Here is an 18569-nt window from a genome sequence, read left to right on the forward strand (position 1 = left end):
GCAGACACGCCGGTACCCGGTACGCGCCCGTTCCGGGTACCTCCGCGTCTGCTCGCCGAGGAAGGGGGCATGCGGTGATTACCCGGGAGGTAATTGAATCGCCCGCACCCGGGCGGCAGGCTTCAAGCCTATGACCCAGTCCGGTTCCGATGTGATGGCGCAGTTCCTCCCGCAGTCACCGTTCGTCGCCAAGCTCGGCATCATCGCCGAGCAGCTCGACGAACCCGAGGTGCGCCTGCGGCTGCCGTGGGATCCGTCCAACGTCACGCTCGGCGATATGGTGCACGGCGGGGCGATCGCCACCCTGGCCGACGTCACCGTGATGGCGACGGCGTGGGTGGGGGCCGAGGTTCCGGATTCCCTTCGCGGGGTGACTGTTTCGATGTCGGTGCAGTATCTGGCTCCGGCCCGGGCCACCGATCTGATCGGCGTCGGCCGGGTCCTGCACCGCGGGCGGTCGCTGGTGAACGTCGAGGTCGACGTCGGCACCCCGGCCGGTGCGCCGGTCGCCAAGGCGATCGCCACCTACAAGGTCGGCTGAAACGCGCGTGCGTAGCGCCGGGCCGTTCGGCTTCAGCTTCCCTTACGCCGCGGCACCGAAAGATACTTGTACTCAAGGAATTCGTCGATGCCGACCTTGCCGCCCTCACGGCCAAGGCCGGACTGCTTCACCCCGCCGAAGGGTGCTGCCGGATTGGACACCACCCCGTTGTTGACTCCCACCATGCCGACCTCCAGACGCTCGCTCAGGTCGAACGCGCGGTCGATGTCCTGGCTGAAGACATATCCGACCAGGCCCCAATCGGTGTCGTTGGCGCGGGTGATCATCTCGTCCTCGTCATCGAACGGAATGACCGGTGCCACCGGACCGAACACCTCCGTGGTCATCAGTTCAGACTCCGGGGATACATCGGCGAGCACGGTCGGCGGATAGAAGTAGCCGGGCCCGTCCGGCACCCGTCCACCCGTCAGCGCCGTCGCGCCGCGGCCGAGCGCGTCGTCAACCAGCCGCTGCACCTTGGCGCGCCCGGCCGAGTCGATCAGCGGCCCGACCTGCGTCCCGCTGTCGAGCCCATCGCCGACCCGCAGGGCCGCCATCCGCTCGGCGAGCCGTTCGGAGAACGCCGCGGCGACGTCGCGATGGACATACATGCGGTTGGCTGCCGTACAGGCCTCGCCCATATTGCGCATCTTGGCCGCCATCGCGCCGTCGACGGCGACGTCGATATCGGCGTCCGCGCACACGATGAAGGGCGCGTTGCCACCCAGTTCCATCGATGACCGCATCACCGTCTCGGCGGCCTGGCGCAGCAGCAGTTTGCCCACCGCGGTTGAGCCGGTGAAGCTGACCTTGCGCGCTTTACCGCTGTTCATCCAGCGCTCGACCACGGTCGCCGCGTCGGTGGTGTTCACGACGTTGAGGACGCCGTCGGGCAGACCGGCCTCCTGGAACACCGCAGCCAGCGCCAGTGAGGTCAGCGGGGTCTGGGGTGCCGGCTTGAGGACCATGGTGCAGCCGGCCGCGACCGCGGGCGCGATCTTGCGGGTTCCCATGGCCAGCGGGAAGTTCCACGGCGTGATCAGCACACACGGTCCCACGGGCTCGCGGGTGACGATGATCCGATTGGTCCCGTCTCCGGTCGTGGTGTGGTCACCGGAGATCCGGACCGCCTCCTCGGAGAACCAGCGCAGGAATTCGGCGGCGTATGCCACTTCTCCCTTGGCTTCGGCCAGCGGCTTACCCATCTCCGAGGTCATCACCTCGGCCAGCCAGTCCTGCCGCGCCATCACCAGATCGAACGCACGGCGCAGAATCTCACTGCGGTACCGCGGCGCGGTGCGCGCCCACGCGGGTTGTGCGGCGACAGCCGCCGCGAGGGCCTCGTCACCGTCCGCCGGTCCTGCATCGGCGACGGCGGCCAGCACCTCACCGGTCGCCGGGTTCTCCACGTCGAAGACCTTGCCACCGACCGCGTCTCGCCAGTGCCCGCCGATGAACAAGCCGGTCGGGATCGAGGCGATCCCGGTGCGTGGCGTAATCGAGGTCGTTGCGGTCATTGGTAGCTCCTATCGGGGACCGGGGTCGAGAATCTGCGCGAGGTGTGACGACGCGCTCGGTGTGGGGTTGTCGGTCAGCTGCCGGGCCTGCATATGGCAACTGAATCCGTCGGTGAGTACCGCAGCGGTCGGGTCGGCCCGCAACGCCGGCGCCAAGGCCTGCTCGGCAACGGCCATACTGACATCGTAGTGCTGGCGCTCGAATCCGAAATTACCTGCCACGCCGCAACATCCGTTCGCCTCGCGAATCTCCGAAATTCCGACGGCTTCCAGCACCCGGCGCTGCGTCACGGGCCCGAACACCGCGTACTCGTGACAGTGGGTCTGCACGGTCACCTGCTGCGGGAGGGTTGCGGTGGGCCTCCACCCGGCGTCGATCTGAGCGAGGACCTGTTCGGCGAAACTACGCACCCGACGCGCCACCCGATGCGCCGCCGGGCTGTCGACCAGCTCGGGCAGATCGGCGCGCAGCGCCGCCGCGCAGCTGGGCTCGGTGACGACGATGGGCCGGTCCGATCCGTCGTCGAGCGCCGTAGCCGTGCGCGACAACCGTCTCCGGGCCTGCCGGAGCTGGCCGGTGGAGATCCAGGTCAATCCGCAGCACACGTCGGTGCGGATCTCCGGGTGGTGCCCGGCCGCCTCGACGACTCGGGCGGCGGCCCCGGCCACCTTGGGCCTGAAGCCCTTGGTGAAGGAGTCGACGAGCAGCACCACATCACCGGATCCCGTACGGTGTGGCCCGAGTTCGTCGCGCAGTTGACGCCGCGACGCGAACCGCGGCAGCGGGCGCTCAGCCGTCAATCCGCCGAGACGTAAACCCGTCGATCGCAGCGGGCTGGCGAGGACGGCGTTGACCAGCGGGGCGGCGCGCGAGGTCAGGGTGAGCCACCGGGGCAGCCATCCCAGCGAGTAATGCGCGACGGGACGGAGCCGGCCACGGTAGTAGTGGTCGAAGAACTCCGCCTTGTAGGTCGCCATGTCAACGCCGGTCGGACAATCCGATGAGCACGCCTTGCACGACAGGCAGAGGTCCAGAGCCTCCCGCACATCGGTGGATGCCCAGCCCTCTTCGACGCTGCGCGCACCGCGCACCATGTCCTGCAGTACCCGGGCGCGGCCGCGGGTGGAGTCCTTTTCGTCTCCGGTGGCCCGATAGCTCGGGCACATGACTCCGGTGCCATGAGACCGGCAGCGCCCCACGCCGATACAGCGCTGCACCGCTCCTGCGAACGAACCGTCGTCGGGTAGCGCGAACGTCGTCCGCCATGGCAACACCGGGATATCGGCGAGGGCGAGATTGTCGGTGACCGGCTCGGGGTCGATGATCATGCCCGGGTTGAGAATGTCGGCGGGATCGAACAGGCGCTTGAACTTCGCGAAGGCCTGCATGATCGTCGGTGAGTACATCTCGGGCAGAAGTTGTGAACGGGCCCTGCCGTCACCGTGCTCCCCCGACAGTGTGCCACCGTGCTTGACCACCAGCCGGGCCGCGGCGGTGAGGAAGGACGACATCACCTGCCGGCCTTCGGATGTCCGTTGATCGAACGTGATGCGGATGTGCATGCAGCCGGCCCCGAAGTGGCCGTACATCACACCGATCAGGTTGTACTGGTCGAGCAGCAGCCGGAAGTCGGCGAGATAGTCGGCGAGGTTCTCCGGGGCGACGGCCGAGTCCTCCCAACCGGGCCACGACGTGACGCTGCGACCGTCGGCCAGTTCCAGGCGCGAGGACAGTCCTGCCCCGTCCTCCCGAATCCGCCACAGCTTCCTGCGTTCGACCGGGTCGCGCACCTCCCGGCAGTCCAGCGCGCGGCCGTTGCTCTTCAGGTCAGCCATCAGCTGCCGGGCCTGCGACGCGACGGCGGCCTCCTCCGCACCGTCGAGGTCGACGTAGAGCCAGGCCCGCCCGGCCGGTAATTCGGACACCGCGTCGGGTCCGCGGCGGGCCGCCATCGTGGCGACGATCTGCTCGTCGATGCCTTCGATCGCGGCCGGCGAGTACCTGAGGATGGTCACTACATCCCGCGCGGCGTCGACGATGTCGTCATAGGCGACGATCAGCAGTAGTGCCGACGACGGGACGGCGACCAGTCGCATTCTGGCGCCGACCACGATCGCGCACGTGCCCTCACTGCCCACGATCGCCCGCGCGACGTCAAAGCCGTTCTCCGGCAGCAGGTTGGCCAGATGGAACCCTGAGACCTGGCGAGGGATGCGCCCGAGCTCCAGCCGAAATTCGGGAAGGTACTCCGCGGCCAGCGCCCGCAGGCCGTCGGTGAGTTCACCGGCCCGCGCGACGGCACCGGCATCGGTGACGTCGGTGGCGTACAGGCCGGTCCGGGTCGCGGTGACCCGTGTCCCGTCGGCGAGCACCAGATCGAGGGACACCACATGGTCGCCGGTGCGCCCGTACCGAACCGAATGATTGCCGCAGGCATCGTTGCCGATCGAGCCGCCGACGGTGGCACGGTTCTTGCTCGACGGATCCGGTGCGAACGTCAGCTGATTGCCGGTGCTGCGTTCGACCGCCGCAGACAGATCGGCCAGCACCACCCCCGGCTCGACATCGGTCGTACAGCCGGCGGCATCGATCGCCAGGACGCGGTTCATGTACCGGGAGAGGTCCACGACCACGCCCCGCCCGATCGCATTGCCCGCCATCGATGTTCCGCCACCACGGGCGATGATCGGCACCCCTGCCCGGTGGCAGGCGCCGACGACACGACTGACCTGCTCCGGATTGCGGGGGAAGACCACCGCGAGCGGTGGAACACGATAGTTGGACGCGTCGTAACTGTATTCGGCGACGCGTCTGCTGGTGGCGTCGACCTCGACGTCGCTGCCCGCCAGCAGGTCGAGAATGTCGGCACCGGGTGAAAACGCTGTCATGACCGGCGCGATCCAGTTGGCTCGCAACCGATCCAGAGTGCATCGGTCAATGAAGCTCCTCGGCCAGAACAGGTTCGAGATTCTGCAGCATGCGATCGGCGTCCTGGATCGAGAAGGGCAGCGGGGGCCGGATCTTGAGAACGCTGCCGCGCGGGCCCGACGCTGAGATCAGGATTCGGCGCCTGCGCATGTGGTTGACCACCCGCATCGTCGCGGCGCCGTCGGGGGTGTTCGACTCCCGATCGATCACGATGTCCACGCCGACGAACAGCCCCGCGCCACGGACTTCGGCGATCTGGTCGTAGTTCACCGCGAGCTTCTTGATCTCGGTCTGGATGTAGTTTCCGACGTTCTCGGCGTTGTCGATCAGATCTTCGTTGTTGATGACGTCCAGCACGGCCTGGGCGGCCGCGATCGACACCGAGTTTCCCCCGAAGGTGTTGAAATACCGGATGTTGCGGCCGAACTCGACCAGCAGTTCGGGCCGGAAAATGGCTGCCGCGACCGGAATGCCGTTGCCCATGGGCTTGCCGGTCGTCACGATGTCGGGCACCAGATCGTGCCGCTGGAAACCCCACCAGTGCTGTCCGGTACGGCCGAACCCCGGCTGCACTTCGTCGGCGATGAACAGACCGCCCGCGGCGTGGACCTCTTCGATGACGGGTTGGAGGAATCCTGCCGGGTCGGCGTAGATGCCGTCCGAGGAGAAGATCATATCGGCGATGAACGCCGCGACACCGAACCCGTGGCGCTCCAGATCCGCGATGGCCGCCTTGATCTCGTTCCGCATGACGTCGCCGAGGTCCTCGTTGGCGCCGAGACGCAGCCGGTCCGGGGCGCTGATCGTGCGCACGTGCGGCCCGAGCGGGACACCGACGCCCAAGGACGGCGAGAAGGCAGATACATCGGAGGTCAGGCCGTGGTAAGCGCCCGCGGTGACGATGACGCCCTGGTTTCCGGTGTAATAGCGCGCCACCCGCATCGCGAGGTCGTTGGCCTCGGAACCGGTGCAGGTGAACATGATGTGCCCGAGCTCGGCAGGCATGGTGCCGAGAAACTGCTCGCTGTAGTTCAGGATCGATTGCTGGATGTAACGCGTGTTGGTGTTCAGCGTGGTGAGCTGGCGCTGGACGGCGTCGGCAACGTAGGGATGACAATGTCCGACGCTGGCCACGTTGTTGTAGACATCGAGGTAGTCGTTACCGTCCGCGTCGTACAGGAGCGTGCCGTCCCCGCGCACAATCTCCACCGGCTCTTCGTAGAACAGCCGGTACCCGGGGCCCAACAGACGGTCACGATCGACGACCTGCTGCCGGGTTCGTGGGGGCAGTTGCTCGGTCCGCGATCTGTCGAACCCGTTCACCATGGGCTCGGACGCTTTCGCCGTGAATGCCTTGGTCATTGGGTGTCCTTTCCTGTCAGCGAGGCTGTCACGCCCGCGGCGGCCAGCATGTCCTCGACCGCGCGCTTCGGCATCGACAGTGCGCACCGCAGCCTGGTCCAGTCGAGAGCCGAGTGCGACAGACCGTAGTCCCGACTCTGCGGGTCAACGGTCGCGCGCCAGCCGAAGATCAGCGCCCGCAGCAGCAGCCGGGCGGGGCCGGTGATGGCGAGCAGCTTCGCGACGTCGTCCGGCAACGGCCGCACGGATCGGTATCCGCGCACGAGGTCGAGCGAGCCGGCCCACGGACGGTGCCGGTCCACACCGATCTGGTTCGCCACCGCAACACTGAGTTCGAACAGGATGGGGCTGCGGACCACATCGCCGAAGTCGATCACACCGGTCACGAAGTCGTCGACGGCGGGATCGACGACGACGTTGAAGGGGCTGAAATCACCGTGGATCATCTGGGTTTCCAGATCAGCGATGCGGGGGGCCACATGCTCGTCGAACTGGTCGAACACCCACGCCGCCATGGCCTCGTCGTCCCGGTCGGTCACGAAATCCAGCAGTGGCCGCATATGCGGAAAGTTCTTCAGATCCCAGATGAGAAGCCGCGATTCGTACGGATGACGGCAATCGCTCAGCGCGGTGTCGATGCGGGCGAGCATCGCGCCCACGCGGCCGAGTTGAGCCGGCGTCGGGGCCGATGCGGCGAGCAGATCACCGTCCAGGTAGCTCAGTACCCGCATGATGCGCTTTTCTCCGCCGGGGTCGATGACCGAGGACTCCATCTGATCGTGGATGCCTCGGATCAACCGTTGGGCCGGGATCGTGACCGCGGACTTCTCCAGATGCAGCATCACCGCGGACTGCAGATTGACGATCCGGGAGTCTTCGGCCGCCGGTGCGATCTTGACCAGGAATCGGCCCCCGCTGGTCACCAGCCGAAAGGTGTCGTCCTTTTCGGTGGGCATTCGGCTCAGCCGGCCCGTCAGCCCGTACAGCCTCCTCAGTTCGGTGGCCACCCGGTCCTCCGGGAACCGTTCGACGCCGGATTCGAGCGCGCTTTCCCGTGCGATCTGCGCGAGGACATCCGAGCCGATCGTCACGCCGTCAATCCCGTTGCCGAGCCGGAGCTCATCGGTGATCGCGTCGCAGTTTCCGAGCTGGGCAAGGCTGACGGCATCCGAAGTCTGTTTCCTTTGCGATCGGGCGACACGTCACCGCAATCGGATGCGTACTCGATTGCCGCGTGCCAGCAGGACAGCTGATTGCGACCAACTGTAGAACATTAGGGCAAAACTGTCCAGAATCCGGCCACGATCACTACCCGCGTCCTTGAGTAATAGCTGTTTAACAGTTGTACGATGCAAACTATGTCGGTAGCAGATCGGATCCACATCGTCGGGCGCAGCAGTGCGCAGCAGATCGCCGACGGCCTGATGGACATGATCCTGGAAGGCGAACTCAAGCCCGGCGAGCGGATCCGGGAGAGCGTCGTGGCCGACGCCTTGGGGACATCGCGCAACACCGTGCGGGAAGCGGTCCGGTTGCTGCAGGGTACGGGCCTCGTGAAGTACACCTTCAATCGCGGCCTGGTCGTGTGGGATCCGTCCGATGACGAGATCCTCGACATCTACCGCGCCCGGCTGCACCTGGAAACCGCCGCCGCGACGTCGCTGAATTCCAAGACCGACCTGCTGCCACTCATCACGGCGATGGAAGAGTTCAAAGCGGCTCTGCTGACCGAGGATCCGCGCACGATTGTCGACAAGGATCTCGCGATCCACCGGGCGATCGTCGGCGTGATGAACAGCCCCCGCCTGGACAAGTTCTACTCCGAGTTGCTCGCCGACCTCCGCTACTTCCTGCTCGTGCTGAACCTCGATCACCACGAGTACGAGACCGGTTCGGGCCTGCTGGATGAGCATCAGCGCATCGTCACCGCGTTCGCATCGCGAGACCCGGAGCTCGCGCGGAACACGATCGCCGAGATCATCACCGAGAACCGGGATGAAGTGCGCAAGATCCTCGCCGCGCGCACGGCCGGCTGACCAAAACCCCACGTTCGGCCCGCGGGTTCGGCTTTTCTGCCACCGCGCCACGTCCCGCACGCCCTCAGATCACGATTTCGGATCCGTTTATGTTGCGCACGTCTCACTGCTGTGCTTAAGTTCTCCATGTCAACTGTTCAACACTAGGACACGGCGCCGCAACGAATCGTCGGCTCCGGTTTGGAGAACCTTCACATGGCAGACAGCGAGCTCATGTACGTCGCGGGCGAGCGTGTTCCCGCCGCCGGCGGCGCGACCGAAGCGGTGATCAACCCCGCTACGGGCGAGCAGATCGCGACCGTGCCGCTGGGCGACGCGGCGGACGTGGCCCGCGCGGTGGCCGCCGCCGAAGACGCATTCGACGGCTGGGCAGCCACCACCCCGGGCACCCGCGCCGAGGCGCTGTTGAAGCTGGCAGACCGGCTGGAGTCGCACGCGGAGGAGTTCGCGCAGCTGGAGTCCCGCAATGTCGGCAAGCCGATCGCGGTGGCTCGCGATGAAGTTCCTTTCGGCGTCGACAACATGCGGTTCTTCGCCGGCGCCGCCCGCGTGCTCGAGGGCCGGGCCGCGGGCGAGTATTCCCCCACACACACCAGCATCATCCGGCGCGATCCGCTCGGCGTCGTCGGCAGCGTGGCGCCGTGGAACTTCCCCCTGGTCATGGCCATCTGGAAGATCTGTCCGGCACTGATGACCGGAAACACGCTGGTGCTCAAGCCCAGTGAGCAAACCCCGTTGAGCACCCTACGGCTGGCGGAACTGGCCGCCGACCTGTTCCCGCCGGGTGTCTTCAACGTCGTCACCGGCCACGGTGACACCGTCGGCGCGGCCCTGACCTCGCACCCGCGGGTGCGGATGAGCTCACTGACCGGCGACACCTCGACGGGTAAGGTCGTCGCCCGCGCCGGCGCCGACAATCTGAAGCGCCTGCACCTCGAATTGGGCGGCAAGGCGCCGGTGCTGGTGTTCGACGACTGTGACGCCGAGCTGGCGATCACGAAGATCTGCGAGGGCGGCTACGGCAACTCCGGTCAGGACTGCATGGCGGCCTCCCGGGTGTACATCGCCGACGGCATCTACGACGAGTTCGTCACCGAACTGACCCGCGCCGTCGGGAAAGTCGCCATGGGCCGGCCCGAGCTTGAGTCCACGGAGATGGGCCCGGTGATCTCCGAACGGCAGCGTGACCGCGTGGCCGGCTTCGTGGATCGGGCCACCGCCTCCGGGCCCGCCAGCCTGGCCGTCGGCGGCCTCGGCACCGGACCCGGCTTCTGGTACAAGCCGTCGCTGCTGATCGACGCGGCGCAGGACTCCGAGATCGTCCAGAAAGAGGTCTTCGGACCGGTCGTCACCACCACCCGGTTCACCGACGAGGAGCAGGCCTTCGCATGGGCCAATGACGTCGAATACGGCTTGGCGGCTTCGGTGTTCACCAAGGATGTCGGCCGGGCGATGCGCGCGGCGCGCAAACTTCAGTTCGGAACGGTGTGGATCAACGACCACCTGCCGATCGTTTCGGAGATGCCGCACGGTGGCTTCAAGCAGTCCGGCCATGGCAACGATATGTCGATCTACTCCGTCGAGGAGTACACCGAGATCAAGCACATCATGATCAATCTCGAATCCTGATCAGATCACCACTATTTCAACATTTTTGGAGCATCCCGTCATGACTGACCCCCGCCGCCCCGTCGTCGCGGTAAACCTGTTCTCGATGTTGCCAGGCGTCGACCCGGCCGAGTTCGAGCGCTTCTCCACCGAGGTGGACCGGCCGACATGCCTGGCTCACGGTGACATCGTCCGCCGGTTCGAAGCGTTTCGCGTCAACGACGCCCCTGACGGAGCTCCCGCGGACATTCTGGAGATCATGGAGGTCAGCGACTGGACGGACTGGGAACAACTGCGCGACAACCACCCCACTCTGAAGCCCGTCATCGAGGGGTTCGACGCACTCGTCGACCCGGCCACCGTCCGCACGTATTTCACCAACGCCATTTCCGGAGAACCGCGATGAGTAACACCACCACCTACGACGCGATCGTCATCGGCGCCGGCCACAACGGCCTCATCACTGCCGGTTATCTAGCCAGGGCCGGCAAGAAGGTCCTCGTCGTCGAGGCCCGCGACGTCGTCGGCGGAGCCTGTACCAGTGAGGAACTGATCCCCGGTACCACCTGGTCGTCCTGTGCGTTCATCGCCAGCCTGCTGCGACCGGAGATCATCGCCGACCTCGAACTCGAGCGCTACGGCTTGGAGATGTACCAGACCGAGGCCAACGAGGTGAGCATCTTCCCCGACGGCAGCCACCTCTTCGTCTGGAAGGACATGGACAAGACGCTCAAGGAGATCGAGAAGTTCTCCAAGACCGACGCCGGCGCCTTCCTGGACTTCGGTCTGCGGGTCAAGAAGTTCGCGTCCATCCTGACGCCGTTCCTGATGTCGCCGGCTCCGAGCCGCTCGCAGGTGCTGGCCGCGTTCGAGGCCGCCGGTGCGGAGGACCTGTTCAACGAAATGGTTCTGCTGTCGACCAAGGATCTGCTGGACCGGTACTTCGAAAATGAACACATCAAGGGCCTTTTCACCTTTTTCGGGATGATCTCGGTATGGGGTGGACCGTCCACACCTGGCACCGGCTACGTCTACGGGCATCACTCCGTGGGCGAGTTCAAGGGCACGCTCGGCCAGTGGGGCTTCGTCAAGGGTGGCATGGGCGGCATCACCCAGGCGATGGCCCGCAGCGCCGAAGCCCACGGCGCGGAGATCCGGCTGAGCTCACCGGTCAAGCAGGTGGTGGTGACCAAGGGCAAGGCGACCGGCGTCAAACTGGCCGGCGGCGAGGTCATCTCGGCACGCACCGTGATCTCCAACGCCGATCCGCAGCGCTCGATGCTGCAGCTGCTTCCGGCCGATGCCATCGACGCCAAGCTAAAGGCCAAGATGCGGGAGTACGATGCCCGCGGCTCGATGGCGCGCATCCACCTGCTGATCGACGAACTCCCCGATTACATCGGATTCCCCGCCGGAGTGCAGGGCCCCCAGCACCAGGCGCAGGCGATCATGGGCGCATCGATCGAGAACTTCGAGCGGGCGTGGGAGGCGGAGCGTCGCGGCGAGATCCCCGACGACTTCGTCATCGAGGCGGTCATTCAGTCCACCCATGACTCCACCCTGGCCCCGAAGGGCAAACACACCATGACCCTTGGTGTGCAGCAACTTCCGTTCGAGCTGGCCGGTACCGACTGGGACACCATCCGCGAGGACTGGGCCGACCGAGTGCTCGAAGTGCTGTTCAAATACGCACCGAACCTGCGTGGACACATTCTGGAGCGGGTCATCATCACCCCCAAGGACCTCGAGCGTGACTACGGCCTGACCGGCGGCAACATCTTCCACGGGTCGATGTTCTTCGACCAGCTGTTCAACAACCGGCCCACCCCGGAGCTGGCCGATTACCGGACCACTGTGGACGGATACTACCTCTGCGGATCGGGCACCCACCCCGGCGGCGGTGTGATGGGCGCCAACGGACACAACGCCGCACAGGTTGTCATCGCCGACCTGAACGGGACGCCCGCGCCGACTGCCCAGCGCGTCGGTCCGGCACCGAAAGCGGGGGTCATCGACCGGGCGATGGAAACCGTCATGGGCACCAAGGCCGGCAAGAAGCTCGGCTACACCGTCGCGACCAGCCCGGCGCTGCGCAACGTCGTCAAATTCGCTGCTCGTAGCAAAACCACCCGCTGACCCCACGAGTAAGGATCTGCCATGCTCCAACACGACGACCCCACCCCGCTGGCGACCGTGAAAGACTCACCCGACGGTGCAGCGGGGTTGGCGCGCAATCAGATCGGCGTTCTAGGCATCGTATTCTTCGTCGTGGCTGCCGCCGCGCCGCTGACCGTCGTGGTGGCGCTGTTCCCGGTGATCATCGGCTCCGGGAACGGGGTCGGCATCGCAGGTGCGTTCGTCCTGGTCGCCACGGTGCTGACCGTGTTCGCGGTCGGCTACGTCGCGATGAGCAAACACATCACCAACGCGGGCGCGTTCTACGCCTTCATAACCCGGGGCCTGGGGAGGCCGATGGGACTCGGCTCGGCCTCCCTGGCGATCTTCGCCTACAACGCGATCCAGCTCGGGGTCATCGGCGGCTTTGGTTACTACGCAGCGGAATTCGTGAACAGGCACAGCGGTGCCGACATTCCGTGGTGGGTGTTCTCGTTCCTGGCGATGGGAGCCTCGCTGTTCCTCGGTGTTCGGCAGATCCATGCCGGGGCGCGCGTGCTCGCCGTGCTACTGACCCTGGAGACGGGCGTCATCCTGGTCCTCAACATCGGCATCCTGATCAACTCGCCGAATCCCATCGGCGACTATTCATTCCAGCCGTTCGCCCCCTCGGCGGTCTTCGCGGGAGCGCTCGGTGTCGCGCTGATGTTCGCCCATGCCTCGTTCATCGGGTTCGAGGGCACGGCCATCTACGGTGAAGAGGCCAAGGACCCCAAGCGGACCGTTCCCCGCGCGACCTACACATCGGTGATCTTCATGGGTGTGTTCTATGCTGTCACCGCTTTCCTGATCGTCAACGCCGCTGGCGTCGACAACGTCGTCGGACTGGCCGAAACAGAAGGCGGCAACCTGGTTTTCGCGGTGAGCGACAGTGTGCTCGGCCATCTCGGCACCGAGGCATTCCAATTGCTGGTCATCACCAGCCTGTTCGCGGCCATCCTGACCTTCCACAACAACGTCGCCCGTTACCTCTACTCCCTTGGCCGCCAAGGCGTCATCTGGTCGCGGCTGGGCACCACCCACCCGAGACGGCACTCACCCGCGCTGGCGTGCTACGTCCAGATCACCATGGTCGCGATCGTGGTGGCGATCTTCGCCGTCGTCGGCCTGGATCCCTACACAACGCTGTTCACCTGGTGGACGGGTGTCGGTGCGGCAGCGATCATCCTGCTGCAGACCATCGCCAGTATCGCCATCTTCGTCTTCTTCCGGCGCTCCGCTGTGGACAAACGACCGTGGAATACGTTCATCGCGCCCCTGCTGGGTATCGCAGGCCTGCTGCCGTTCCTCTGGTACGCGGTGACCGGGATGGACGTTCTGCTGGGTGGAGGCGGCTGGCTGCAGGTCTCCTTCACCACCATGCTGTTCGCCTCGCTGGTCATCGGGATCATCGGCGCCTACATCATCAAAGCGCGCTCACCGCAACGGTATGCGCAGCTGAACTCCACGCTGGGCGACCGCGTTTAACCCCGCCGAGCAGACGCCCGCGTACCCGAAAAGTGCGAAAAGCGGGTACCGGCGCGTCTGCTCGGCGAGAAACGTGCGGGAGAAACGTGCGGGAGAAAGGTGCTCAGCGCTGCGGGGCCTGCAGGTCGTAGACGGTGATTCCGCCCCGCTGAGTCCCGGTGAAGTGCTGCTTCACCCATGAGGTGATCTCACCGGCACTGCCGCCCTGATCGTGCGGCGGGCCGCCGTGGCCACCGGCCGGGCGATCGAAGAAATACCGGACCTCTCCGTTGGCGACGTACTGCTGGAACTGGGACAGGGTCGGTGAGTTGTCACCGCCGGTGAAGCCACCGATCGCCATCAGCGAGGCGCCGGTCTTGAGTTCCAGGTCGCTGACCATCATCGAGCCGACACTGGCTGCCGCCCACCGATTGTCGAGGCCGACCAGCAGTTCGCCGAGCGCCGCGTCGTCGGTCCTGCCGAATCCCGGCGGACCGCCATGCCCACCCGGGCCACCGGGACCACCGAAGCCCCAGTCCCGTTTGGGTCCGGCGATCGCCATCGGGCCACTGCCGCCGCCGTTGAGCACCGTCTCGATTGAGTACGCGGCGCTGGCCCCAAGGCCGACGAGCACGGCGGCCAGCGCCACCGCCGCGCTGACCCGACCCGGCCGGTGCGCGCCGACCGCGAGCGCCAGGGCCAGCAGGATCGCGCCGATCAGCAGGATCCAGCGCAGTGCGGGCAGCCAGTCCGGGGTACGGCTCAGCAGTGCGAACGCCCACCCGCCGGTACCCGCCGACATCAGGGCCAACACCGTCCGCGCGGCCAGATGCGACCGCAGCCGCCAGAGTTCGACCACCGAGATGCCGACCAGGGCCGCGATCGCGGGGGCCAGCGCCACCGTGTAGTACGGGTGAATCGTGCCGTCCATGAAGCTGAACACGGCCGCGGTGACCAACAGCCAGCCGCCCCACAGCAGCGCCGCGGCCCGGACCCCTGCGGTGCGCGCGGTCCGGCGGGTCAGCCACAGCACCACCACCAGTCCGATCAGGGCGACCGGGAGCAGCCATGACGCCTCGGTGCCCATCGACTGCCCGAACATCCTGCCGATGCCGGACTCACCGCCGAAGAATAGGTTCGGCCCGCCACCGCCCGGGCCACCCGGGCCACCGGGACCGCCGCCACCGCCCGGCTGGTTCTGCCCGACGATGCGGTCGATCCCGTTGTAGCCGAACGCCAATTGCAGCAGGCTGTTGTCCGACGAGCCGGCGATATAGGGCCGTGTGCCGGCCGGCCACAGCGCCACCAGCGCGATGTACCACCCGGCCGAGACGGCCATCGCCAGACCACCGAACACAACGGTGCCGAACCGCCGGGCCACCGACGCCGCGGGTGCGGCCACCAGGAACGCCAGTGCCAGGCCGGGCACGACCAGGAAGGCCTGCAACATCTTGGTCAGGAAGGCGAAGCCCAGCGCCACCCCGGCCAGCACCATCCAGCGGGTGCTTGACCTGACCGGCACCGGCCCGATCGCCCGCACCACACAGTAGGCGGCCACCACCAGCAGCAGCACCAGCAGCGCGTCGGGATTGTTGTAGCGGAACATCGAGGTGGCGACCGGGGTCAGGGCCAGCGCCGCACCGGCGATCAGGCCCGCGCCCGGCCCGCTGGTCCGCCGCACCGCGGCGTAGAGCACCGCGACGGCGGCGACGCCCATCAGGGCCTGCGGCAGCAGCATGGTGAATTCGTTGAAGCCCAACAACCTTCCGGACAGGACCATGGCCCACATCGCCGCGGGCGGTTTGTCCACCGTGATGGCGTTGCCCGCGTCGAGTGACCCGAACAGCCAGGCTTTCCACGACAGGGTGCCCGCCTGCGCGGCGGCCGCGTAGTAGCTGTTGGCCCACCCGGAGGAACCGAGGCCCCACAGGTAGAGCACCGCGGTGCCGGCCAGCAGCGCCCAGTAGGCGGGCCGGACCCAACGGGTCCGCCCGGCGCCGGGAGGTCGCGGCGCCATCGCGGTGTCCGGGCCGGGATCGGTGAGAGTCGTCATAGCGTTGCGTCTTTCGGTTCGGAGGTGGCGCGCCGGGCCCGGGCCGGATGGAACACCCAGCCGCGCAGCAGCACGAAGCGGACGACGGTGGCCAGCAGATTCGCCGCGACCAGCACACCCAGTTCGACCGCGCGGTGCGGCACCGGGGCCAGCACGTGCAGCAGGCCCAGCGACCCGCTGGTGATGGTCAGGGCGATCGCGAACACGGTCAGCCCTTCCAGGTGGTGGCGGGTGACATTGCCGGAACCGGAGATGCCGAAGGTGAATCGCCGGTTGGCCGCGGTATTGCCGATCGCGGTGAGCAGCAGGGCGATCAGGTTCGCCGCCTGCGCGCCGAGACCGGCCCGCAGCGCCATGAACAGCACCAGATAGGCCAGGGTGGACACCACACCGATCGCGCCGAATCGCACCACCTGGCGCAGCAACGATCCCGGCGGGGCCGTGTTCCGCGACGAACCCAGTTGGGCCGAAATGGTATTCACCGGAATCGACCCGTTGGCGAACCCGCGCAACAACCGGCCGATACCCTTGAGGTCGGCGGTCGCGGTGGCCACGATGTCGACCCGGCTGTCCGGATCGTCGACCCAGTCGACCGGCACCTCGTGGATGCGCAGGCCACTGCGTTCGGCCAGCACCAGCAGTTCGGTGTCGAAGAACCATCCAGTGTCCGCGACGTACGGCAGCAGCCGCGCGGCCACATCGGCCCGGATGGCCTTGAACCCGCACTGGGCGTCGGAGAACCGGGCGGACAGCGTGGACTTGAGAATGAGGTTGTAGCAGCGGGAGATGAACTCGCGCTTGGCGCCCCGAATCACCCGGGAGCCCCGGCCCAGCCGGGTGCCGATCGCCAGATCCGAGTGACCGGAGATGAGCGGCGCGACCAGCGGTGCCAGCGCGGTGAGACCGGTCGAGAGGTCGACGTCCATATAGGCCAGGATCGGGGCGTCGGAGGCAGACCACACGGCGTGCAGCGCGCGTCCGCGGCCCTTCTGCTCCAGCCGGATCACCCGCACACCGTCGAGTTCGGCGGCCAGCGCCGCCGCGATCCGCGGCGTGTCGTCGACGCTGGCGTTGTCGGCGATGGTGATGCGGGTCGGCATCGCGAAGTTCTCCCGCAGATAGCTGTGCAGCCGTCGCACCGAATGCGCCAGGGCCGCTTGCTCGTTGTACACCGGCACGACCACGTCGAGCACCGGGACCCCGGCCGCCCGTGCGGCCACCGCGGCGTTGGGGCGCGATGCGAAGTGGAACCGGCCGGCGACCATGTCGTCGGTGTCTTCGGTGTCTTCGATGTGGTAGCGCTCGGCGATCTCTGTCATCTCCCCATGGTTGGTCGGCGGGTTGTGATCGGCGTGGGGCGAAGCTATGCGCCTGCTATGTGTTCGTCGCACGCTGGGTGAGGTCGTAGATGGTGTCGCCGTCGACGGTGACCGGGGTGTAGTTGGCCTCGACCCATGCGGCGATGTCGGCGGCCGCACGGCTGCCGGTCACCGGGTGTCCGCCGAATGCGCCCAGCATGCCCCGCCCGCCGATGAAGTAGTGGATCCGCCGTTCGGCGACCAGCTGCTCGAATTCGCCGAGAGTGGGTGCCGGGTCGGTGCCGTTGAATCCGCCGACCGCCATCACCGGTGCGCCGGTGGCCAATTGATAGCCCGCCGCATTGGTCGAACCCACCACCGCGGCCGCCCAGGTATAGCGGCCGGTGTCGCTGGACAGCATCGCGGTCAGGGTGTCCCCGGGATCGGGCGCATCGAACAGGCCGCCGAATCCGCCGAATCCGTCGCCGCGCGCCGAGCCGACCGACGGCACCGCACCGTGATGTGGGCTCGCCGCGGTGGCCACGGAATAGGCGGCCGGGCCGGCCAGGCAGGCGATTGCGGCCAGCACGGCAGCCATCCGCGCGACCGGGCGGTCCAGCCGGGCCACCACCAGGAGCAGCACGGCGGCGCCCACTCCTCCGACGGCCACGCCACCCCGCAGCCACGGGAACGGATCGTCCTGGCGCGCCAACAGCACGGCCGCGAGCACCGTGGTCACCAGGACCGCGCCTGCCATCGCGGTCGCGGCCCACAACTCGGTGCGCCGCCGCCACAGCAGCGTCGCGCCGATGCCGACGACGGCGCCGACCGCCGGGGCGAGCGCCACGGTGTAGTACGGGTGCACGATGCCGTTCATGAAGCTGAACACGGCGGCGGTGATCAACAGCCAGCCGCCCCACAGGATGAGCGCCGCGCGGGTGCGGTCGGTGCGCGCCGCGCGCCGGGTCAGATAGAGTCCGGCGGCCAGCAGAATCACCGCGGCCGGGAGCAGCCAGCCGATATCGGCGCCCATCTGCGAGCCGAACAGCCGCCCGGGCCCCACGTCGAAGTCGAGGTTGCCCAGCCCGCCGGTCTCGTCCCCGGTCAGCCTGCCGAAACCGTTGTAGCCCAATGCCAGTTCGACGATGCTGTCGTTCTGCGACCCGCCGATGTAGGGCCGCGCCGAGGCCGGCCACAGCTCGACCAGTACCAGATACCAACCGCCGCTGAGCGCCAGGGCGGCGCCCGCGGCCAGGATATCGAGGATGCGTCTGCCGAGTGACCGGTCACCGGCCACCAGGGCGGTCGCCGCCAGCGCGGGCACCACCAGGAACGCCTGCAGCATCTTGGCCAGGAAGCCGAAGCCGACCGCCGCCCCGGCCGCGACGAACCACCAACGGCCGGAGTCCTTTTCGATGCCGCGCTGCACGCAGTAGGCAGAAACCACGAGCAGCAGCACCAGCAGCGCATCGGGATTGTTGAACCGGAAGATCAGAGCCGCCACCGGGGTCAGCGCCAGCACCGTGCCGGCCAGCAGCGCCGCGGCCGGGCCTGCCGCCCGGCGCACCGCGGCGTAGAGCACCGCGACCGCGGCCACCCCCGCC

13 protein-coding genes are annotated in these 18569 nt (G+C 67.2%); 6 read left to right on the top strand and 7 right to left on the bottom strand.

Annotated features, from left to right (window positions below):
* Window positions 1-151: 151 nt before the first annotated feature.
* Entirely contained in the window at window positions 152-541 is a 390-nt protein-coding gene (locus ACWDTP_RS29075) for a PaaI family thioesterase (RefSeq protein WP_450026334.1), read from the top strand.
* Window positions 542-573: 32 nt separating this feature from the next.
* Here ACWDTP_RS29075 and ACWDTP_RS29080 read toward each other — a convergent pair whose 3' ends face one another.
* Genes ACWDTP_RS29080 through ACWDTP_RS29095 form a run of 4 tightly spaced genes read right to left on the bottom strand, consistent with a single transcriptional unit; the run spans window position 574 to window position 7440 of the window.
* A complete protein-coding gene (locus ACWDTP_RS29080; RefSeq protein ID WP_450026312.1) occupies window positions 574-2058 on the bottom strand; it encodes an NAD-dependent succinate-semialdehyde dehydrogenase in 1485 nt (494 codons plus the stop codon).
* 9 nt (window positions 2059-2067) lie between these two features.
* Window positions 2068-4947, bottom strand: coding sequence for an FAD-binding and (Fe-S)-binding domain-containing protein (locus ACWDTP_RS29085; RefSeq protein ID WP_450026316.1), 2880 nt, complete (start codon window positions 4945-4947; stop codon window positions 2068-2070).
* Between the two features lie 46 nt (window positions 4948-4993).
* Window positions 4994-6313 carry an aspartate aminotransferase family protein gene (locus tag ACWDTP_RS29090; protein WP_450026336.1) on the bottom strand — a complete coding sequence of 440 codons (1320 nt, stop codon included), beginning with the start codon at window positions 6311-6313 and terminating at the stop codon, window positions 4994-4996.
* A 32-nt stretch (window positions 6314-6345) separates the two neighbouring features.
* Window positions 6346-7440, bottom strand: a complete 1095-nt coding sequence (locus ACWDTP_RS29095; RefSeq protein ID WP_450026318.1) for a phosphotransferase — start codon at window positions 7438-7440, stop codon at window positions 6346-6348.
* A gap of 267 nt (window positions 7441-7707) precedes the next feature.
* Between ACWDTP_RS29095 and ACWDTP_RS29100 the strand changes: the two genes are divergently transcribed.
* From ACWDTP_RS29100 to ACWDTP_RS29120, 5 genes are all read left to right on the top strand, one after another.
* On the top strand, window positions 7708-8385 hold the full coding sequence (locus ACWDTP_RS29100; protein ID WP_450026320.1) for a GntR family transcriptional regulator: 678 nt from the start codon (window positions 7708-7710) through the stop codon (window positions 8383-8385).
* A 195-nt stretch (window positions 8386-8580) separates the two neighbouring features.
* Window positions 8581-10014 carry a gamma-aminobutyraldehyde dehydrogenase gene (locus ACWDTP_RS29105; RefSeq protein ID WP_450026322.1) on the top strand — a complete coding sequence of 478 codons (1434 nt, stop codon included), beginning with the start codon at window positions 8581-8583 and terminating at the stop codon, window positions 10012-10014.
* Between the two features lie 40 nt (window positions 10015-10054).
* Complete coding sequence (locus ACWDTP_RS29110; protein WP_450026324.1) at window positions 10055-10399, top strand: hypothetical protein; 345 nt, start codon at window positions 10055-10057, stop codon at window positions 10397-10399.
* Window positions 10396-12129: a phytoene desaturase family protein gene (locus ACWDTP_RS29115; protein ID WP_450026326.1), complete on the top strand. Its 1734-nt coding sequence runs from the start codon at window positions 10396-10398 to the stop codon at window positions 12127-12129. Before ACWDTP_RS29110 ends, ACWDTP_RS29115 begins: the two co-directional genes overlap by 4 nt.
* A 21-nt stretch (window positions 12130-12150) precedes the next feature.
* Window positions 12151-13635, top strand: coding sequence for an APC family permease (locus ACWDTP_RS29120; RefSeq protein ID WP_450026328.1), 1485 nt, complete (start codon window positions 12151-12153; stop codon window positions 13633-13635).
* 103 nt (window positions 13636-13738) lie between these two features.
* On the opposite strand, the gene ACWDTP_RS29125 is transcribed toward ACWDTP_RS29120, so the two are convergent.
* The 3 genes from ACWDTP_RS29125 to ACWDTP_RS29135 all read right to left on the bottom strand — a co-directional run.
* Window positions 13739-15667 carry a glycosyltransferase family 39 protein gene (locus ACWDTP_RS29125; RefSeq protein WP_450026330.1) on the bottom strand — a complete coding sequence of 643 codons (1929 nt, stop codon included), beginning with the start codon at window positions 15665-15667 and terminating at the stop codon, window positions 13739-13741.
* Complete coding sequence (locus ACWDTP_RS29130; RefSeq protein ID WP_450026338.1) at window positions 15664-16932, bottom strand: glycosyltransferase; 1269 nt, start codon at window positions 16930-16932, stop codon at window positions 15664-15666. The genes ACWDTP_RS29125 and ACWDTP_RS29130 overlap by 4 nt, the downstream gene beginning before the upstream one ends.
* 109 nt (window positions 16933-17041) lie before the next feature.
* Window positions 17042-18569 (bottom strand): glycosyltransferase family 39 protein (locus ACWDTP_RS29135; protein WP_450026332.1); only part of this gene is annotated, 1528 nt, incomplete at its 5' end.

This window comes from Mycobacterium sp. NPDC003449, from assembly GCF_053588415.1.